15 protein-coding genes are annotated in these 18523 nt (G+C 65.4%); 14 read left to right on the forward strand and 1 reads right to left on the reverse strand.

The annotated features are described in order from the left end of the window. Positions 1-117 precede the first annotated feature (117 nt). The 12 genes from oxlT (QA642_RS33305) to QA642_RS33360 all read left to right on the forward strand — a co-directional run bounded on the left by oxlT (QA642_RS33305) (position 118) and on the right by QA642_RS33360 (position 15364). Positions 118-1404 carry an oxalate/formate MFS antiporter gene (oxlT, locus tag QA642_RS33305; RefSeq protein ID WP_283080666.1) on the forward strand — a complete coding sequence of 429 codons (1287 nt, stop codon included), beginning with the start codon at positions 118-120 and terminating at the stop codon, positions 1402-1404. Positions 1405-1666: 262 nt separating this feature from the next. After that, the gene (oxlT, locus tag QA642_RS33310; protein ID WP_283080667.1) at positions 1667-2989 is read left to right on the forward strand and encodes an oxalate/formate MFS antiporter; all 1323 of its coding nucleotides are present in this window, start codon (positions 1667-1669) and stop codon (positions 2987-2989) included. A 178-nt stretch (positions 2990-3167) separates the two neighbouring features. Further along, on the forward strand, positions 3168-3596 hold the full coding sequence (locus QA642_RS33315) for a CBS domain-containing protein (RefSeq protein ID WP_212344010.1): 429 nt from the start codon (positions 3168-3170) through the stop codon (positions 3594-3596). 181 nt (positions 3597-3777) lie between these two features. Beyond that, complete coding sequence (locus QA642_RS33320; RefSeq protein WP_283080668.1) at positions 3778-4797, forward strand: 2-dehydropantoate 2-reductase; 1020 nt, start codon at positions 3778-3780, stop codon at positions 4795-4797. An 11-nt stretch (positions 4798-4808) separates the two neighbouring features. Continuing rightward, positions 4809-5582 carry a fumarylacetoacetate hydrolase family protein gene (locus tag QA642_RS33325; protein WP_283080669.1) on the forward strand — a complete coding sequence of 258 codons (774 nt, stop codon included), beginning with the start codon at positions 4809-4811 and terminating at the stop codon, positions 5580-5582. 722 nt (positions 5583-6304) lie between these two features. After that, positions 6305-7711 (forward strand): hypothetical protein, encoded by a 1407-nt coding sequence (locus tag QA642_RS33330; RefSeq protein ID WP_283080670.1) that lies wholly within the window; start codon positions 6305-6307, stop codon positions 7709-7711. A 172-nt stretch (positions 7712-7883) separates the two neighbouring features. After that, on the forward strand, positions 7884-8087 hold the full coding sequence (locus QA642_RS33335) for a hypothetical protein (protein WP_283087028.1): 204 nt from the start codon (positions 7884-7886) through the stop codon (positions 8085-8087). A gap of 48 nt (positions 8088-8135) precedes the next feature. Further along, complete coding sequence (locus tag QA642_RS33340; protein WP_283080671.1) at positions 8136-8783, forward strand: hypothetical protein; 648 nt, start codon at positions 8136-8138, stop codon at positions 8781-8783. 309 nt (positions 8784-9092) lie between these two features. Continuing rightward, positions 9093-10088 (forward strand): nitronate monooxygenase family protein, encoded by a 996-nt coding sequence (locus tag QA642_RS33345; protein WP_283080672.1) that lies wholly within the window; start codon positions 9093-9095, stop codon positions 10086-10088. Positions 10089-10113: 25 nt separating this feature from the next. After that, the gene (locus QA642_RS33350; protein WP_283080673.1) at positions 10114-11082 is read left to right on the forward strand and encodes a zinc-binding dehydrogenase; all 969 of its coding nucleotides are present in this window, start codon (positions 10114-10116) and stop codon (positions 11080-11082) included. Between the two features lie 365 nt (positions 11083-11447). Further along, a complete protein-coding gene (locus tag QA642_RS33355; RefSeq protein ID WP_283080674.1) occupies positions 11448-12821 on the forward strand; it encodes a cation-efflux pump in 1374 nt (457 codons plus the stop codon). 212 nt (positions 12822-13033) lie between these two features. Beyond that, positions 13034-15364, forward strand: a complete 2331-nt coding sequence (locus QA642_RS33360) for an ATP-binding protein (RefSeq protein WP_283080675.1) — start codon at positions 13034-13036, stop codon at positions 15362-15364. Here the strand turns inward: QA642_RS33360 and QA642_RS33365 are convergent. Beyond that, complete coding sequence (locus QA642_RS33365; RefSeq protein WP_211401157.1) at positions 15361-16254, reverse strand: LysR family transcriptional regulator; 894 nt, start codon at positions 16252-16254, stop codon at positions 15361-15363. The genes QA642_RS33360 and QA642_RS33365 overlap by 4 nt on opposite strands. Before the next feature lie 224 nt (positions 16255-16478). On the opposite strand from QA642_RS33365, the gene QA642_RS33370 reads away from it, so the two are divergent. Together QA642_RS33370 and QA642_RS33375 are read left to right on the forward strand one after the other, a co-directional pair. Then, positions 16479-16967 carry a formate dehydrogenase subunit gamma gene (locus QA642_RS33370; protein WP_283080676.1) on the forward strand — a complete coding sequence of 163 codons (489 nt, stop codon included), beginning with the start codon at positions 16479-16481 and terminating at the stop codon, positions 16965-16967. Further along, positions 16964-18520: an NADH-quinone oxidoreductase subunit NuoF gene (locus QA642_RS33375; protein WP_283080677.1), complete on the forward strand. Its 1557-nt coding sequence runs from the start codon at positions 16964-16966 to the stop codon at positions 18518-18520. Before QA642_RS33370 ends, QA642_RS33375 begins: the two co-directional genes overlap by 4 nt. Positions 18521-18523: the final 3 nt, after the last annotated feature.

Here is an 18523-nt window from a genome sequence, read left to right on the forward strand (position 1 = left end):
AAGGTCGCTGCGGCATTTGCGCACGGTGGCCGGACCAGCGCTTGAACCTTGGCATAATGAATACAAGAATGCCGCTCCAGCGCTCGCAGAAAAATTAGAGGCGCCACGGGAGGCTTTATGACGGACATGGTGCAGGCAACGGCCCCTACAGCCGCACGCGTCAGCGACACGTATCGCTGGGCGCAATTGGCGATCGGTGTAGCGGCCATGGTGATGATCGCCAATTATCAGTACGGCTGGACGTTCTTCGTCCCAGACATCCAGAAAAAGTTCGGCTGGGATCGCGCGTCGATCCAATGGGCCTTTACGCTCTTTGTGTTGTTCGAGACCTGGCTCGTTCCGGTCGAAGGCTGGTTCGTCGACAAGTACGGCCCGCGCATCGTCGTCCTCGTCGGCGGCGTGCTCTGCGCCATCGGCTGGGCGATCAACGCACAGGCCACCTCGCTCAACGGCTACTATCTCGGCATGATCATCGCGGGCATCGGCGCCGGCGGCGTCTACGGCACCTGCGTCGGCAACGCGCTGAAGTGGTTTCCGGACAAGCGCGGTCTTGCCGCCGGCATCACGGCGGCAGGCTTCGGTGCAGGCTCCGCCCTCACCGTCGCGCCGATCCAGTCCATGATCAAGGACAGTGGATTCCAGACCACCTTCCTCTATTTCGGCCTCGGACAAGGCATCATCATCTGCATCCTCGCCTTCTTCCTGCTCGCGCCGAAGCCGGGCCAGGTGCCGAGCGTGGTGGCGAATGCCAATATCATCCAGACCAGGCGCAACTATCAGCCGACCGAAGTGCTGCGCCAGCCGATCTTCTGGCTGATGTACTTCATGTTCGTGATCGTCGGCGCGGGTGGACTGATGGTCACCGCGAACCTGAAGCCGATCGCGGTTGACTGGAAGGTCGACAGCGTGCCGGTGACGCTGATGGCGGTGACGATGACCGCGGTGACCTTCGCAGCGACCATCGACCGCGTGCTCAACGGCCTGACGCGTCCGTTCTTCGGCTGGATCTCCGACATGATCGGCCGCGAGAACACGATGTTCATCGCCTTCGGCATGGAAGGCTTCGGCATCTGGATGCTCTACCTCTGGGGCCACGATCCGGTCTGGTTCGTGCTGCTCTCGGGCTTCGTGTTCTTCGCCTGGGGCGAGATCTACTCGCTGTTCCCCTCGACATGCACCGACACGTTCGGCGCCAAGTTCGCGACCACCAACGCCGGCCTGCTCTACACCGCGAAGGGCACCGCCGCGCTGCTCGTCCCGGTCGCAAACCTGATGCAGCAGTCGTCGGGCACCTGGGACAGCGTGTTCATCATCGCGGCTGGCGCCAACATCCTGGCTTCGCTGCTGGCGATCGCGGTGCTGAAACCCTGGCGCAAGGTCGTGGTCGCCAAATCGACGGTCTGACGCGGCGCCTCAACAACTCGCTCGCGCACGACGCCCGGCCCTTGCGGCCGGGCGTTTTCGTTTGTCCGAAATTTTTCAGATTCCGATAATCCGAACGGAACCGCGCATTTTCTTGGCCCTCGACGCGAGATAGGACTTGCAATCTGGGATATGGTATACCAAGCTGCCCGCCGCGCTTGCGACGATAAGCCACAACATTTGCGACACCGGGTCATCTTGCAATCCCAGGTCGTAATCAATCAGGCGCGTTGGGAGGTTCTTGATGATTTCCAGCACTGACGGCGCCGTCACAGCTGCGCCTCTTCGCACCGGTTTCCGTTGGCTTCAGCTCGTGATGGGCATCGTCTGTATGGCGATGATCGCCAACCTGCAATATGGCTGGACGCTGTTCGTCGATCCGATCGACGCCGCCCACCATTGGGGACGCGCCGCGATCCAGCTCGCCTTCACCATCTTCGTCGTCACCGAGACCTGGCTAGTGCCGGTCGAGGCCTGGTTCGTCGACAAGTACGGCCCGCGCATCGTCATCATGTTCGGCGGCGTGATGATCGCGCTGTCCTGGGTGCTCAACTCCTACGCTGACTCGCTCACCTTGCTCTACGCGGCCGCAGTCGTCGGCGGCATGGGCGCCGGCGCTGTGTACGGCACCTGCGTCGGCAACGCGCTGAAATGGTTTCCTGACCGCCGCGGCCTCGCCGCCGGCGCGACCGCCGCAGGCTTCGGCGCGGGCGCCGCGCTCACCATCGTGCCGATCGCGACCATGATCGCATCGAGCGGCTACCAGCAGGCGTTCCTCACCTTCGGCATCGGCCAGGGCCTGATCGTATTCGTGCTCGCCTTCTTCATCCAGCCGCCGCGGATCTCGATCCCGCCGAGGAAGAAGCAGCTCAACCTGCCGCAGACCAAGATCGACTTCACCCCGCCGCAAGTGCTGCGCAGCCCTATCTTCTGGGTGATGTATCTCGTCTTCGTCATGGTCGCCTCCGGCGGCCTGATGACCGCGGCGCAGATCGGCCCGATCGCGCACGACTACAAGATCGCCAACACCCCGGTGACGCTCGCCGGCTTCCAGATGGCGGCGCTGACCTTCGCGATCTCGCTCGACCGCATCTTCGACGGCTTCGGACGCCCCTTCTTCGGCTGGGTCTCCGACACGATCGGCCGCGAGCACACCATGTTCATCGCCTTCGGCACCGCCGCGGTGATGCTCCTGACGTTGTCGGCCTATGGCCAGAATCCCATCGTGTTCGTGCTTGCGACCGCGGTGTATTTCGGCGTGTTCGGTGAGATCTACTCGCTGTTCCCCGCAACCTGCGGCGACACCTTCGGCTCGAAATTCGCAACGACCAACAACGGCATGCTCTACACCGCGAAGGGCACCGCCTCCCTGCTCGTCCCGCTCGCAAGCGTGATCTCGGCGACGTATGGCTGGAAGGCCGTGTTCGTGGTGGCGGTGGCGCTGAACGCGACGGCGGCGCTGATGGCGCTGTTCGTGATCAAGCCGCTGCGCCGCTCCTTCATCCTCGGCAAGGAAGCCGAGAGCGCCAGCACCGCAACCGGTAACGCCAAGACCGAGACGGCGTAGCGACCACACGTCTGTCACGTCGGTCAAAAAGGGGCGCAGCGATGCGCCCCTTTTCTTTTGGCGCGGCGACAAACGTCAGTAATGCTGCCGCAAGAATTTTCGGATAGCCAAATCCAGCGCTTGACGATTGGCATTATGTATACCACACTTCCCCCATCAGTCACCCAGGGAGGTCGCCATGCTGGTCGGAGACATTCTGCGCAAGAAGACGCCGCGCGTTGTAACGGTGCGAATGAACGAAACGGTGGGTATCGCCGCCAAGCTGATGCGCGCCAACAACATCAGCGCGCTGGTGGTCAAGGACGTGGTCCGCTCTGAAGGCAACACCGCGGTCGGCATGTTCACCGAGCGCGACGTGGTGCGTGCGGTTGCCGAGCACGGCGCCAATGCCATCAACGTCAAGGTCTCTCAACTCGTCTCGGTGCAGCAGCTCGTCTCCTGCACCTCCTCGGACACGATCGAGCACGTGCGGCACCTGATGAACCGTCATCACATCCGTCACTTGCCGGTCATCGACGATTACAGCCTCGTCTCCGTCATCAGCATGCGCGACATCGCAGCTGCCGTTGACGAGGCCATCAACGGCACGCCGCAAGCGGCAGCCTAGAGCATGATCCGGAAAAGTGCGTAGCGGTTTTCCGACAAGATCATGCTCAAACAATAAACTAAAGCGCATCGCGCTTTAGAGCGGCAGCACTTCCCCTGCGACTACCGGCCCCGGCCCGGATCCATCCGAGCCGGACCGGATCTTTCGTCCCAAAATTCCGGTCTCTGCTCGCGAGGATTTCATGAAGATCTGCATCTACGGCGCCGGCGCGATCGGCGGATATCTCGGGGTTCAGCTCGCGCGCGCTGGCGCGGACGTCAGTCTCGTCGCCCGCGGTGCGCACCTCGCCGCGATGCGCGAGCGCGGCCTGACGCTGTTCGCGGGCGAGGAGACGCACACCGTGCATCCGCGCTGCACCGACAATCCCACTGAGCTCGTCGTGCAGGACTACATCATCATCACGCTGAAGGCGCATTCGATCACCGGCGTGATCGAGAAGATGCAGCCGCTGCTCGGACCGCACACCCGCATCGTCACCGCCGTCAACGGCATCCCCTATTGGTACTTCTACAAGCACGGCGGCCAATACGAGAATTCGACGCTGGAGAGCATCGATCCCGGCGGACGGCAGTGGCGCGAGATCGGCGCCGAGCGTGCCATCGGCTGCATCGTTTATCCCGCCACCGAGATCGAGGCGCCCGGCGTGATCCGTCACGTCTATGGCAACAATTTCCCGCTCGGCGAGCCCTCCGGCGAGATCACGAGCGACGTGCAGCGCCTTGCCGATCTCTTCGTCGCGGCTGGCCTCAAGGCACCGGTGCTCGACCGCATCCGCGACGAGATCTGGCTCAAGCTCTGGGGCAATGTCTGCTTCAATCCGATCAGCGCGCTGACCCATGCAACCCTCGACGTGATCTGCACCGATCCGTCCACGCGTGCCCTGTCGCGCGCGATCATGGTGGAGACGCAGGCGATCGCCGAGACCTTCGGCGTCAAGTTCCGCGTCGACGTCGAGCGCCGTATCGAGGGCGCCCGCAAGGTCGGCGCGCACAAGACCTCGATGCTGCAGGATCTCGAGCGCGGCCGCCCGATGGAGATCGACCCGCTCGTCACCGTGGTGCAGGAGATGGGCCGCCTCACCGGCATCGCCACGCCTGCGCTGGACTCGGTGCTGGCGATGGTGACCCAGCGCGCCCGCATCGCCGGTCTCTATGACGGCGTCGCGGCACCCGGCGATCCCCGCGCACTGGCGGTGGCGTGATGGCGGGCGAGATGAAACACTGGCTGCGCTTCCCTCATAGCGGTGCGACCGGCTTCGGTACGCTGACCTCATCGGGTATCAGCGTCCATGAAGGCGAGATGTTCGGCCACCATGCGGCGACCGGCAAGACACTGGCGCTGTCCGAGGTCGAGCTGCTCGCGCCGTGCGCGCCCAGCAAGATCGTCGCGCTCTGGAATAATTTCCACGCGCTCGCGGCGAAGCTCAACCAGCCCGAGCCGCCGGAGCCGCTCTATCTGCTCAAGGCCACCACCACGATCGCCGCGCCCGGCGCGGTGATCCGCCGCCCCTCTTATTACGACGGCAAGACCACCTATGAGGGCGAGCTCGGCATCGTCATCGGCAAGACCTGCGCCCGCGTCTCGCCTGGCGAAGCCGACGGCTTCATCTTCGGCTACACCTGCGTCAACGACATCACCGCCAACGACATCCTGACCCGCGACCCCACCTTCCCGCAATGGGCCCGCGCCAAGGGTATCGACGATTACGGCCCGTTCGGCCCGGTCATCGCGACCGGCCTCGATCCGGCCAAGCTCGTGGTGCGCACCATCCTCAACGGCGCCGAGCGGCAGAACTATCCAATCTCGGACATGATCTTCTCCGCGCAGGAGCTGGTCAGCCGGATTTCGCACGACATGACGCTGCTGCCCGGCGACCTCATCGCGGTCGGGACATCGGTGGGCGTCGGCGTGATGAAGGAGCCGGTGAACAATGTGACCGTCGCGATCGAAGGCATCGGCGAGCTCACCAACGAATTCCGGCTGTAGCGCTCCTTCATTCCCGGGCGCAACTCCATCGCGATCTCGGAATGAAGGCTCGCCGGACCATTTCGCCGCAGCGCGGCAAAATTGATCCTGCGCAAATCGTGCCGTCGCGGCCGCCATTATCCTTCCCGGCAACGGTTCGATGTCTGATGCGAGGGAGGACGCCATGACGAATGCCACTTATGCACTTTTGTGGACGGCTCTGTACTTTGTCCTCGCGTTCGCTGCGATCTTCGTGGTCTGGTTCGCCGACAAGATGCGATCGAACTTCCTCGGGAAGAGATAGCGAGCACGACGCCGTAGCCGGATGAGCGGAGCGTAAACCTGGACAGACGTTGACGTGGTCCCGCATGGAGCTGCGCTACGATCCTCTCTCCGTCATTCCGGGGCGCGCGTAGCGCGAGCCCGGAATCCATAACCACGACGGCCGATTGGGTCAGGCACCGCGCGCCACGCCGATCTCGCGTCAGCACAGCCGCTTGTGGTTATGGATTCCGGGCTCGGCGCTACGCGCCGCCCCGGAATGACGGCGGAGGGTGTTGACCCCTATCGCTCCACCCATCGGGAAAACCCGGCACGGCTCGCCGCCGCTCCATTGATCCGCCGACGCAGCCGGCGGTGGATTCGCGCTGCTGGACATGTTCGGCAACCGCCGCACCCCTTGATCTCGGTTCCGCTCTCCAATAGCAACTATGGCGACATTGTGCCGGCGTGAGGAATTCACGATGTGGCTGTTTTTCCTGGTTGCCTGGTTTGTCCTGCTGGCCGCCGTCGCGTTTCTCGCCCAGCAGGCGTTCGGTTACGATATCGGCCACCTGCCCGCCTGGTTCGCGGGCCTGCCCATGTCGCAACGCATCGCGACGGGCACGATCCTGACGGCCGTCCTGGCCCTGATTGGTGCGACCGCCTGGCGGTTGTCGCGCCAGGATCGGAGGCTCTACGCCCTGCGCGACCGCCTCAAGAAGACCCGCGAGGACGTCGTCGTCGCCCACGCCCTGCAAAACCACCTCGACGCCACCGTCCAGCACCTGATCGAGAGCGACCCCAGGGAGGCGGTCTCGGCCCTCCACGCCAAGCTGAGCGAGACCGAGCAGCGCGCGCTGCTGCAGCAGGGCCGCAACGAATCCACCGACATGCATGACCAGCTCGCCGAGATCCGCCGCCGCCAGCAGGAGCTGCGCGAGATGGTCGGCAAGGTCGCCGATCAGCGCCGCGCGGTCGAGCCCGTCTTCACCGAGATCCGCGACCGCCAGAACCAGCTCGAACGATCCCTGCACGACCTCGAGACCGACGACCGCAAGAACAACCTCGGCGACCGGCTCAAGGACATCGCGCGCGACGTATCGACGCTCCTGACGCGGGTGAGCACGGTCCAGCACATTCACGCAACGCTGGACCGTTACAAGGACGATCTGGCGAAATCCCACGCCGAGCTGGTGCCGCTGCGTTCGGGTGACGCCGGCATCAATGCGCTGATCGGCGAGCTCGCCCTCAGCCATGACCGCCTCGCCAAAAGCATCGACGAGCTCGAGACCAGCGGTGAGGCGCCGCTCGCCAGCCGGGTCGAGACGCTCTCGAAGAACAAGATTGAGATCGAGCAGCGCCTCGCCCGCATCGACGACAGTTTCAACATCCTCAAGGGCGTCCGGCTCGACTTTGAGGAACTTGGTCAACGCCGGGCCCAGCTCGAGCGCTCGCTCGCCGAGGTCGAAACCGACCGCGACGGCAAGACCCTTGCCGACCGTCAGAACGCGCTGAACGATTTCGTGCTCCAGTCGCGCCAGCGCCTCGGCGCGTTGCAGGAGACGCTGGCGACGCTGAACGCCTTCAAGACCGAGCTGTCGAAGTCGCAGGCCGATCTCGTCCCGCTGAAGGCTCCGGTGTTCGGCATCGAGGGGATGATCGCCGAGGTCAGCACCACGCGCGACCTGCTCGCCAGAACCGTCGGCGAGATCGAGGCAAACGCGGGTGTGACGCTGGCCTCGCGTGTGGACGCACTGACCAAGAGCAAGCGCGAAGTCGAAGACCGCCTCGCCCGCATCTTCGACAATTTCAACGCCCTCGATGCCCTGCGCAAGGACATCGGCGGCATCTTCTCGACGATCAGGAACAGTTTGAACCGGATCGGGTGAGCTTCCGGCATCGCACCACTCCGAAACATCTGGACACATCACATCTGTGTACACCCGAGAGATGCCGCCAACATGTCCCGTGCGCGCCGCAACTTGGACGCATTCGGCCGCCCTTTTGTGAGGCGTGTCTGGGGGCACGGCATGGCCGTGTTTGGACCAACCTTCTAGGGGTATCACTGTGAAGAAGACTGTATTTGTTCTGGGTGCCACGCTTGCTCTGGTGACGGCTGCGAACGCTGCGGATCTGCCGCGCCGCCAGCCCGTGCCGGTCTATCCGGCGGAGCAGGCCCCGATCGGCAAGATGCCGATTGGCAAGAGCCCGGTCGGCAAGGCCCCGATCGGCAAGGCGCCCGGCCCGGTCGCGGCGCGCTACTGACGCACTAGCGGAATCTGCGTAAGCGGCTGGCAGTCGAGGGGGCACAGCGTGACCAACAAAGCTGATCGAACGGGATCCTGCATCATCGCGGGGGCCGCGCTCGCGGCCCTGCTGGCGTGCACGACGCCCTCGGCTTCGGCCCACGAAGCGAACAAGCGCATGGCGGACGCCAATGCGCTTGCTCCGGCCGACACCGCCTCACGGCCGGCACCGCAATCGCGGCGCCCGGTCGCGCGCGCGGAGAAAGGTCCGTACTACGTCGACTTCCGTGCCCGCACGGCCGCGAGCTGGGGCCATGCCTTCATCTGGTACGGCAAAACCAGCGAGCGCGCCGTCGAGGTCGCAGGGCTCACGCCCGCCGGCGACACCTGGGCCTATGTGCTCGGGCATCTCACCTGGGTGCCATCGGAGACCGGCGCCAGCTACGGCGATCTCGATCCGGAATATCTGACCGCGAGCTATCGCGTCTACCTCAACGAGGCCGACGCCAAGCGCGTGTTCGCCTACATCAAGAAATTGCAGACGAGCTCGCCGGTCTGGAATGCCGAGACCACCAACTGCACCGGCTTCATCGGCGACATCGCCGAGTTCATGGGCCTAGAGGTCCCCAACCGCTGGCAGCGCCCGGAAGCCTTCGTCAACCGCCTCAAGGAAATGAACGGCGGCCGGCAGATGGTGCGGCTGTCGGCGGAGTAGCCGAAGCCTCCGTATCCGTGCCCCGGACGCAGCGCAGCGTCCCTTCGACGATGCGCTGCAGAGCCGGGGCCCATCTCTCAAAGCATTCGCGGAATGTGGGTCCCAGCTCTGCGCCGCAACGCCAAGCGGCGTTGCAGCGCGTCCGGGACACGAGACCATCCAAATTATCCGCCCCGCGGAATCCCCTCATCCTCCGCATGAGCGCCCCGCCCTAACCGCACGCCCGCGCAATAGACTTTTCCCGACCCCGGCGGCATCCTCGCAGCATCAAGCGATAACAGAGCGCCATACCGGCGGGGGAAACAGATCATGCTGCAGACACGGTTCACTGAGCTCGTCGGGGTCGAGCACCCGATCGTTCAGGGCGGCATGCAATGGGTCGGCCGGGCCGAACTGGTCGCGGCCGTCGCCAACGCCGGCGCGCTCGGCTTCATCACGGCGCTGACCCAGCCGACGCCGGAGGATCTCACCAAAGAGATTGCGCGCTGCCGCGACCTCACCGACAAGCCCTTTGGCGTGAACCTCACCATCCTGCCCGCGATCAAGCCGCCGCCTTACGCCGAATACCGCGCCGCCATCATCGAGAGCGGCATCAAGGTGGTCGAGACCGCCGGCAACAAGCCGCAGGAGCATGTCGACGAGTTCAGGAAGCACGGCGTCAAGGTCGTGCACAAATGCACCAGCGTCCGCCACGCCCTCTCGGCCGAGCGCATGGGCGTCGATGCCATCTCGATCGACGGGTTCGAATGCGCCGGCCACCCCGGCGAGGACGACACCCCCGGCCTGATCCTGATCCCGGCCGCCGCCAACAAGGTCAAGATCCCGATGATCGCCTCCGGCGGCTTTGCCGACGCCCGCGGCCTCGTCGCCGCGCTGGCGCTGGGCGCCGATGGCATCAACATGGGCACCCGCTTCATGGCGACCAAGGAGAGCCCGATCCACCAGCTCATCAAGGAGAAGATCGTCGCCAATGACGAGCGCGAGACCGAGCTGATCTTCCGCACCATGCGCAACACCTCGCGCGTCGCCAGGAACGAGATCTCGACCAGGGTCGTCGCCATGGAGAAGGAAGGCGCCAAGTTCGAGGACATCCGCGAGCTCGTTGCGGGGGCCCGCGGCAAGATGGTCTACGCGACCGGCAATTCCGACGAAGGCATCTGGTCGGCCGGCCAGGTCCAGGGCCTGATCCAGGACATCCCGAGCTGCGCCGAGCTGATCTCCCGCATCGTGCGCGAAGCGGAGGCGATCATCAGGAACAGGCTCGAAGGCATGATCGTTCATCCGAGCGCGCAAGCGGCGGAATAATCACTGTAAGAAACGAGAGCAATTGATGAAGGCTTACGTCTACGGCCCTGAGGGCGCTCAGATTTCCGACGTTCCTCAACCTAAGCCTAAAGGCACGCAAGTGCTGGTCCGCGTGCGTGCCTGTGGGCTTAATCGCGCCGACACCGGCATGCGCAAGGGCCACGCCCATGGCGCGGCCGGCGGTGTCGGCACCGTGCTCGGCATGGAATGGGCGGGCGAGGTCGTCGAGCTCGGACCGGACGCCAAGGGCGTCAAGGTCGGCGACCGCATCATGGGATCGGGCGGCGCGGCGTTTGCCGAGTATACGCTGGCCGACCATGGCCGGCTGTTCCGCGCTCCCTCGAACATGAATTTCGAGGAGGCCGCCACCCTGCCCGTCGCGCTCGCGACCATGCACAATGCCGTCGTCACCGTCGGCGGCGTGCAGCCGGGCCAGGCCGTGCTGATCCAGGGCGCGAGCTCCGGCGTCGGCCTGATGGCGATGCAGATCGCCAAGCTGAAGGGCGCAAGGCTCGTGATCGGCTCCTCGACCGATGCCTATCGCCGCGGCCGGCTGAAGGAATATGGCGCCGACCTCGCGGTCGATTCCTCCGATCCCAAATGGGTCGAGGAGGTGCTGAAGGCGACCGGCGGCGAAGGCGTCGACCTCATCGTCGACCAGGTCTCCGGCAAGGTCGCGAGCCAGAACCTCGCCGCGACCAAGGTCCTGGGCCGCATCGTCAATGTCGGCCGGCTCGGCGGCACCCATGCCGATTTCAACTTCGACCTGCATGCCGCCCGCCGCATCTCCTATATCGGCGTCACCTTCCGCACCCGGACCATCGAGGAGGTCCGCGAGATCTTCGAGGAGGTCCGGAAGGACATCTGGGGCGCGGTGGAATCGCGAAAACTGCAGCTGCCGATCGACAAGGTCTATGGGTTCGACGACATCGACAAGGCGTTCGAGCACATGGAGGCGAACAAGCATCTGGGGAAGATCGTGGTGACCTTGTAGCGGTGGCAGTGGACCAGACCTGGAGTGCGCCGCTCTCTCCGTTCGTCATGGCCGGGCTTGGCCCGGCCATCCACGTCTTGGCGGCTTGGCACGAAGAACGTGGATGCCCGGGACAAGCCCGGGCATGACGGAGCAAGTCCCGTAGGGTGGGCAAAGCGGAGCGTGCCCACCATCCGTCACTGATCGGGGAAGAACGGTGGGCACGGCGCTATGCGCCTTTGCCCACCCTACGAGAGCTGAGCAAGGACAAGTCGCCACCATTCAATTCGGAAGCATTCGCAATAGCTTCGCTCCTGCAACTCACTTGCGACTATAGCTGTGGATCGTCGCTTGATGTTCGATCTCACCCTGCTACATCCCCCGCCATGACTTCCCAGCACAACAAGACCTCGGTCGCGGCCATCTCGATCTTCGCCAGCGGCGGCATGGCGGCGGCCAAGTTCGTGGTCGGCATCGCGATCGGCTCGCTCGCACTGATCTCCGAGGCCCTGCACTCCTCGATCGACCTGGTCGCGACCATCATCACCTGGGCGGTGGTGCGGGTCTCCGACAAGCCGGCGGACGAGGAGCACCATTACGGCCACGGCAAGCTGGAGAGCATCTCCGCGCTCGGCGTCACCGCCCTGCTCTACGTGCTCGCCGGCGGCATCCTGGTCGAGGCCTATAGCCGCTTGCGCGAGGGAACCCCGCCGCCGACCATCTCGGCCGTGCCGTTCGTGGTGCTGGTGATCGACATCGTCGTCAATCTCTGGCGCGCCCGTGCCCTGCACCGGGCCGCGCGGGAAACCAGGAGCCAGGCTCTCGCAGCCGACGCGCTGCATTTCGCCTCCGACGTGATGGGCTCATTCGCCGTGATCGTCGGCCTGATCCTCGCCGCCCTCGGCTTCTGGTGGGGCGACGCCGCGGCCGCCGCCGCGGTCGCGGTGATGATCGCCCTGCTCGGCCTGCGCATGGCCGGCTCGACCGTGCAGACGCTGGTCGACCGCGCCCCCGAGGGCGCGCAGGAGAAGGCCACCGCCGCGATCCGCAGTGTGCCCGGCGTGATCGATGTCGAGCGGCTGCGCGTGCGCATGGTCGGGGCGACCACCTTCATCGACACCATCGCCAAGGTGCCGCGGACCTACCCGATCGACCGGATCGAGGAGATCAAGCGCGAGGCGCAGGCCGCCGTCGACAAGGCGTTCGGCGATGCCGACCTCACCTTCACCCCGGTCCCGGTCGCGCGCGACAACGAGACCGTGCGCGACCGCATCATGGTGATCGCCCACAATTCCGGCCTCGCCATCCACCACGTCACGGTGCACGATCTCGGCGCCAAGCTGATCGTCAGCATCGACCTCGAGGTCGACGCCGAGATGCAGCTCGAGGCCGCCCATGACATCGCCAACACGCTGGAGCGCAGCATCCAGGAGGAGTTCGGCGAGGACGTCGAGGTCGACGTCCATATCGAGCCGCTGGAGCCTGAACTGCCGTTCGGCGTCGACGCCGCGCCTGAGCGGGTGCAGACCATCGCCGCCGCGCTGGCCGAGTTCGCCGGCGAAGGCGAGATCCACGACATCCATAATGTGCGCGTCCGCAACACCGACGCCGGCGAGATCGTCAACTTCCACTGCCGCGCCGCGCCGTCGATGAGCGTCATCAAGGTGCACGAGCATGTCGACGCGATCGAGCGCGCGCTGCGCCGCGCGTTCCCGAGCGTGAAGCGCGTCATCAGTCACGCCGAACCGCCGCGCGCGTGACATGGAATGCGTGAGGAGTCACACGTTCTCGTTTCGGACTCCTCGCCCCCGTGAGTTTGCGCACATACGATGCGCGAACTGCCCGTTGGATAAGAATAATTTCGCGTTAACGATTCGTTGACTCTCGACAGCCCGGCAAAACTGGATTCAAATCGATGTGATTCGGAAGCGACGTGGGGCCGCTTCCGAGCAGTTTTCAGGGGGCCGAAGGCATGTCGCGTGCAGACGCCGCGAACGCGTGCGTCCAATCCGATTCGATCAAGGGATTGGCGCAATCGATCGCGAAACCTGCCTACCACCGGCTGCTGATCGCGGAGCCGGCATTGCGCCGTGCCGTGCCGACGCTCATCATCGCCTTCCTGATCACCATCTGCCTCGGCGCGTTCGTCCAGGTCGTCGACCAGACGCGGCAGAAGCGGCTGGTGATCCGGCACGACATCTCGGCGCTCGCCGACCTGCTCGCCGAACGCATCGATCGCCTCACCGCCTCGCGTCAGGAGCGGCTGAAGAATATCGAGAACCTGCCGACGCTGCTGCCCGACCTCATTCCGTCCTGGGGCCTGGCCGCGGGCCGCCATGTCATCGTCACCTCGGCCGGTATCGACCGCCGCATCCTCGCGCGCATTCCGATCGACAGCGATCCCGCCGGCAATGACCGCCTGCTCGATGCGATCACCACTGCGCAGCTGCTCGCCGCCCCGCTGCGCGACAACAACGTCTCCGACATGACGCTGCCGAGCGGCAATGCCGCGATGGCGATCTCGCGCCAGATCAAGTCGCTGCCCGGCCTCGTCACGGTGATCCAGGAGCGCAACGAGCCGATCTGGGGCTCGGACGCCGCGCTCTCGGTGACGCTGTCGGCGACCACGGGCTTCGTCGTCCTGATCCTCGGCTTCGCCTTCCACTGGCAGTCCACCCGCGCCCGCGAGGGCGACCTCATCAACGACGCCGTGCGCGGCCGCATCGACACCGCGCTCAACCGCGGCCGCTGCGGATTGTGGGACTGGGACCTGTCGCGCGGCCGGATCTTCTGGTCGCAATCGATGTTCTCGATGCTCGGCCTCGACGGCCGCAACGAGCTCCTCACCTTCGGTGAGGTCAACGCCCTGGTGAAGTCCGACGACATCGACCTGTTCGAGATCGCCGACCAGCTGATCTCCGAGAAGATCGACCACATCGACCAGACCTTCCGCATGCAGCATGTCGACGGCCACTGGATCTGGCTCCGCGTCCGCTGCGAGAAGACGCGCGGGGCGACCGATTCCAGCGTGCACCTGATCGGCATCGCGGTCGACATCACCGAGCAGAAGAGCCTCGCCGAGAAGACCGTGGAAGCCGATCTGCGCCTGCGCGACGCGATCGAGACGATCCCGGAAGCCTTCGTGCTGTGGGACGCCAGCGACCGCCTCGTGCTCTGCAACTCGCACTTCCAGCGCCTGCACAAGCTGCCCGACAGCGCCGTCATCCCCGGCACCTCCTACGAGACCGTGCTCGAGGTCGGCCGCATGCCGGAGGTGCGCACCCGCCACAACGAGACCGGCGCGCAAGGCCCGGGCGCCCGCACCTTCGAGGCGCAGCTCGACGACGGCAGCTGGCTGCACATCAGCGAGCGCCGCACCAAGGACGGTGGCTACGTCTCGGTCGGCACCGACATCACCCGCATCAAGGAGCACGAGCAGAAGCTGGTCGACAACGATCTGCGCCTGCGCGCCACCGTCATCGACCTCAAGCGCTCGCAGGCCGCGCTTGAGCGCCAGGCGGTCGAGCTCGCCGATCTCGCCGAGAAGTACCAGCGCGAGAAGACCCGCGCCGAGGAAGCCAACCAGACCAAGTCGAAATTCCTCGCCAATATGAGCCACGAGCTGCGCACGCCGCTCAACGCCATCATCGGCTTCTCCGAGATCATGGGCTCGGGCATGTTCGGCGAGCTCGGCAGCGAGAAGTACCAGGAATACTGCCAGGACATCCTGACCAGCGGCCACTACCTGCTCGAGGTCATCAACGACATCCTCGACATGTCCAAGATCGAGGCTGGGCGCATGAAGCTCGACATGGAAGAGCTCGATCTGGCGCAGACGTTGGCGGAATCCTTGCGCGTCGTCACCGGCCGTGCCCAGGACAAGCACCTGAAGCTGGACGCCGACATCGCGAAATCCATCTCCGTCGTCGCCGATCGCCGCGCCACCAAGCAGATCATCGTCAATCTCTTGTCCAACGCGGTGAAGTTCACGCCCGACGGCGGACGCGTCGTGGTGCGCAGCCGGCAGCTCGACGACAAGGTCGTGCTGATGATCGCCGACACCGGCATCGGCATCGCTGCGCATTCGCTGGCGCGGCTCGGCCGCCCGTTCGAGCAGGTCGAGAGCCAGCTCACCAAGACCTATCACGGCTCGGGCCTCGGCCTAGCCATCGCCCGCTCGCTGGCGCAGCTGCACGGCGGCTCGATGCGGCTGCGCTCGAAGATCGATGTCGGCACCGTCGTCCGCGTCACCCTGCCGCGCGACGCCGTCAAGGCCGCGTGCGGGATATCGGCGGCCGCCTAAAGCTGCAGCGAGGGCGCGACCTCACGCGCGACATTGACCAGCGCCGCGATCAGCGGCGTCATGGGATCGCGCTGCGGGATCACCATGCCGATGCTGTAATTGACCTCGGGATCGACGATCGGGATCGAGCGCACCGTGTCGGAGAGGCCCAGCGTCTCGGCGAGCTTGGCGGGCATCACGCTCGCCCAGCGCCCCGTCTTCACATGCGTGAACAGCACCAGCAGCGAGTTCGAGGTCAGGGTCGGCGTCGCCTCGGCGCCGACCGAGCGCAGCGCGCGATCGATGATGCGGCGGTTCTGCATGTCGGGCGTGAGCAGGCACAGCGGCACCTGCCCGACCTCGGTCCACGTCACCGTCTCGCGGTCGCCGAACATCGCATCGGGCGCGGTCAACAAACGGTAGCTCTCGTTGTAGAGCGGGATGGTGCGCACCTTGCCGATCGGCTCGTTCTCGATATAGGTCAGCCCCGCGTCGACCTCGAGATTTTCGAGCAGCCCCAGCACTTCAGATGACGTGGTGGACTGGATGCGGAAGCGCACCTCGGGATGCCGCGCGCGGAACGGCGTCGTCAGCGCGGCGACCATGCCGAGCACGGTCGGGATCGCGGCAATGCGGATCTCGCCGGAGAGCTGGTGCTTCAGCCCGTTGATCTCGTCGCGCATGGCGCGGGCATCGCCCACGATCCGCCGCGCCCAGTCCAGCGCCCGCTCGCCTTCAGGCGTGAAGCCCTGGAAGCGTGAGCCGCGCTGGACCAGCATCACGCCGAGGATCTCCTCGAGCTGCTTCAGCCCGGTCGACATCGTCGGCTGGGTCACGCCGCAGGCCTCTGCCGCGCGACCAAAATGCCGTTCCTTTGCCAGCGCCAGCAGCAGTTCAAGCTTGTCGATCAACCGGACGTCCCCTCGAATTCTGTCGTGGCATGCAAGCTAGCATGTCGGGCCTGCACCAACACGCAAAAACCGGCAGCCGATACAACTTTCATTACCATTTCGTATCGACCGATTGCGGTTGCAAATCGATCAGAATTCGCAATCGCAGCATGAGACAGCTTTATTGATCTTCGAATGATTCCAAATAGTTTGCGAGGGAGAAACGCTCTGGTTGAGAACGAATAATGACAACGCTTCACGAGCCTTGCTACGAGTCCTGGGACGACACGCGCGGCGCCGAGATCATCGCCGAACATGCGAAGCAGGAGGGCGCAACGCTCGTCATCCTGCATGCGCTTCAGGAGGCGTTCGGCTACGTGCCGGAGGCGGCGATTCCCATGGTCGCGCAGGCGCTCAATCTGTCGCGCGCCGAGGTCCACGGCGTCTTCACCTTCTACCATGATTTCCGCCACAAGCCGGCCGGCCGCCATGTGCTGAAGCTGTGCCGCGCCGAAGCGTGCCAGGCTGCCGGCGGCGACGCGCTGGCCGCGCGCGCCGAGTCGAAGCTTGGCGTGTCGCTCGGCAATACGACCGCCGATGATCGCGTCACGCTGGAGCCGATCTACTGTCTCGGCCTGTGTGCGACTGCGCCGTCGGCGATGCTCGACGGCCGCCTCATCGGCCGGCTCGACGAGAAGCGCCTCGATGCACTCGTTGCGGAGGCCCAGCGATGAGCATGCGTCTCTTCGTCTCACGCGACGCAGGTGCGGTCGCCGTCGGCGCCGACGAGGTCGCGCTGGCGCTGGAACAGGCTGCCGCCAAGCGCGGCGTCGCGGTCGAGATCGTCAGGACCGGCTCGCGCGGCCTGTACTGGCTGGAGCCGCTGGTCGAGGTCGCGACGCCGCAGGGCCGGATCGCCTTCGGACCTGTGACCGAAGCCGACGTGCCCTCCCTGCTCGACGCGCTTGCCAACAACAAGCCGCATGTGCTGCGGCTCGGCGCCACCGACGAGATCCCCTGGCTGAAGCGCCAGACCCGCCTCACCTTCGCCCGCTGCGGCGTGATCGATCCGCGCTCGCTCGACGACTACCGCGCCCATGGTGGCTACAAGGGTTTTGAGCGCGCGCTCTCGCTCGGCCCTGACGCGATCCTGAACGAAGTCACGGCGTCCGGCCTGCGCGGCCGTGGCGGCGCGGGCTTCCCGACCGGCATCAAGTGGAAGACCGTCGCGCAGGCGAAGGCCGACCGCAAGTTCATAGTCTGCAACGCCGACGAAGGCGACAGCGGCACCTTCGCCGACCGCATGATCATGGAAGGCGATCCCTTCCTGGTGATCGAGGGCATGACCACCGCCGGCATCACGGTCGGCGCGACCAAGGGCTACATCTACATCCGCAGCGAATATCCGCATGCGGTCGAGGCGATGAACGCCGCCATCGTGGCGGCCAAGCGCGGCGGCTATCTCGGCGACAAGATCGGCGGCTCGACGCACAGCTTCGATCTGGAAGTGCGCGTCGGCGCCGGCGCTTACGTTTGCGGCGAGGAGACCTCGCTGCTGGAGAGCCTCGAAGGCCGTCGCGGCATCGTGCGCGCAAAACCGCCGCTGCCGGCGCATCATGGCCTGTTCGGCAAACCGACCGTCATCAACAACGTGCTGTCGTTCGCCGCGATCCCCTTCATCCTCGCCGAAGGCGCCAAGGCCTATGCCGATTTCGGCATGGGCCGCTCGCGCGGCACGATGCCGATCCAGCTCGCCGGCAATATCCGCTACGGCGGCCTCTACGAGACCGCGTTCGGCGTGACGCTCGGCGAGCTCGTGGACGACATCGGCGGCGGCACTTTCACGGGCCGCCCGGTCCGCGCGGTGCAGGTCGGTGGCCCCTTGGGCGCCTATTTCCCCCGCGCACTGTTCGACACGCCGTTCGACTACGAGGCCTTCGCGGCGCGCGACGGCCTGATCGGCCATGGCGGCATCGTCGTGTTCGACGACAGCGTCGACATGCGCAGGCAGGCGCGCTTTGCGATGGAATTCTGCGCCGTCGAATCCTGCGGCAAGTGCACGCCGTGCCGGATCGGCTCGACCCGCGGCGTCGAGACCATCGAGAAGATCATCAATGGCGAGCGCGTCAGCGAAAACCTCGCGCTCGTCGAGGACCTCTGCAACACCATGAAATTCGGCTCGCTCTGCGCACTCGGCGGCTTCACGCCCTACCCCGTGCTCAGCGCATTGAAGCACTTCCGGGAGGATTTTGTCCCGGCCCCGACCACGCTTCAGGCCGCGGAATAGGAG

This window comes from Bradyrhizobium sp. CB2312 (assembly GCF_029714425.1).
Lineage (GTDB): Bacteria > Pseudomonadota > Alphaproteobacteria > Rhizobiales > Xanthobacteraceae > Bradyrhizobium.

Excerpts from the sequence above, each read along its gene's own strand:
- oxlT (WP_283080666.1), top strand. The coding sequence starts at position 118 with ATGACGGACATGGTGCAGGCAACGGCCCCTACAGCCGCACGCGTCAGC.
- oxlT (WP_283080667.1), top strand. The coding sequence starts at position 1,667 with ATGATTTCCAGCACTGACGGCGCCGTCACAGCTGCGCCTCTTCGCACC.
- QA642_RS33315 (WP_212344010.1), top strand. The coding sequence starts at position 3,168 with ATGCTGGTCGGAGACATTCTGCGCAAGAAGACGCCGCGCGTTGTAACG.
- QA642_RS33320 (WP_283080668.1), top strand. The coding sequence starts at position 3,778 with ATGAAGATCTGCATCTACGGCGCCGGCGCGATCGGCGGATATCTCGGG.
- QA642_RS33325 (WP_283080669.1), top strand. The coding sequence starts at position 4,809 with ATGAAACACTGGCTGCGCTTCCCTCATAGCGGTGCGACCGGCTTCGGT.
- QA642_RS33330 (WP_283080670.1), top strand. The coding sequence starts at position 6,305 with ATGTGGCTGTTTTTCCTGGTTGCCTGGTTTGTCCTGCTGGCCGCCGTC.
- QA642_RS33345 (WP_283080672.1), top strand. The coding sequence starts at position 9,093 with ATGCTGCAGACACGGTTCACTGAGCTCGTCGGGGTCGAGCACCCGATC.
- QA642_RS33350 (WP_283080673.1), top strand. The coding sequence starts at position 10,114 with ATGAAGGCTTACGTCTACGGCCCTGAGGGCGCTCAGATTTCCGACGTT.
- QA642_RS33355 (WP_283080674.1), top strand. The coding sequence starts at position 11,448 with ATGACTTCCCAGCACAACAAGACCTCGGTCGCGGCCATCTCGATCTTC.
- QA642_RS33360 (WP_283080675.1), top strand. The coding sequence starts at position 13,034 with ATGTCGCGTGCAGACGCCGCGAACGCGTGCGTCCAATCCGATTCGATC.
- QA642_RS33370 (WP_283080676.1), top strand. The coding sequence starts at position 16,479 with ATGACAACGCTTCACGAGCCTTGCTACGAGTCCTGGGACGACACGCGC.
- QA642_RS33375 (WP_283080677.1), top strand. The coding sequence starts at position 16,964 with ATGAGCATGCGTCTCTTCGTCTCACGCGACGCAGGTGCGGTCGCCGTC.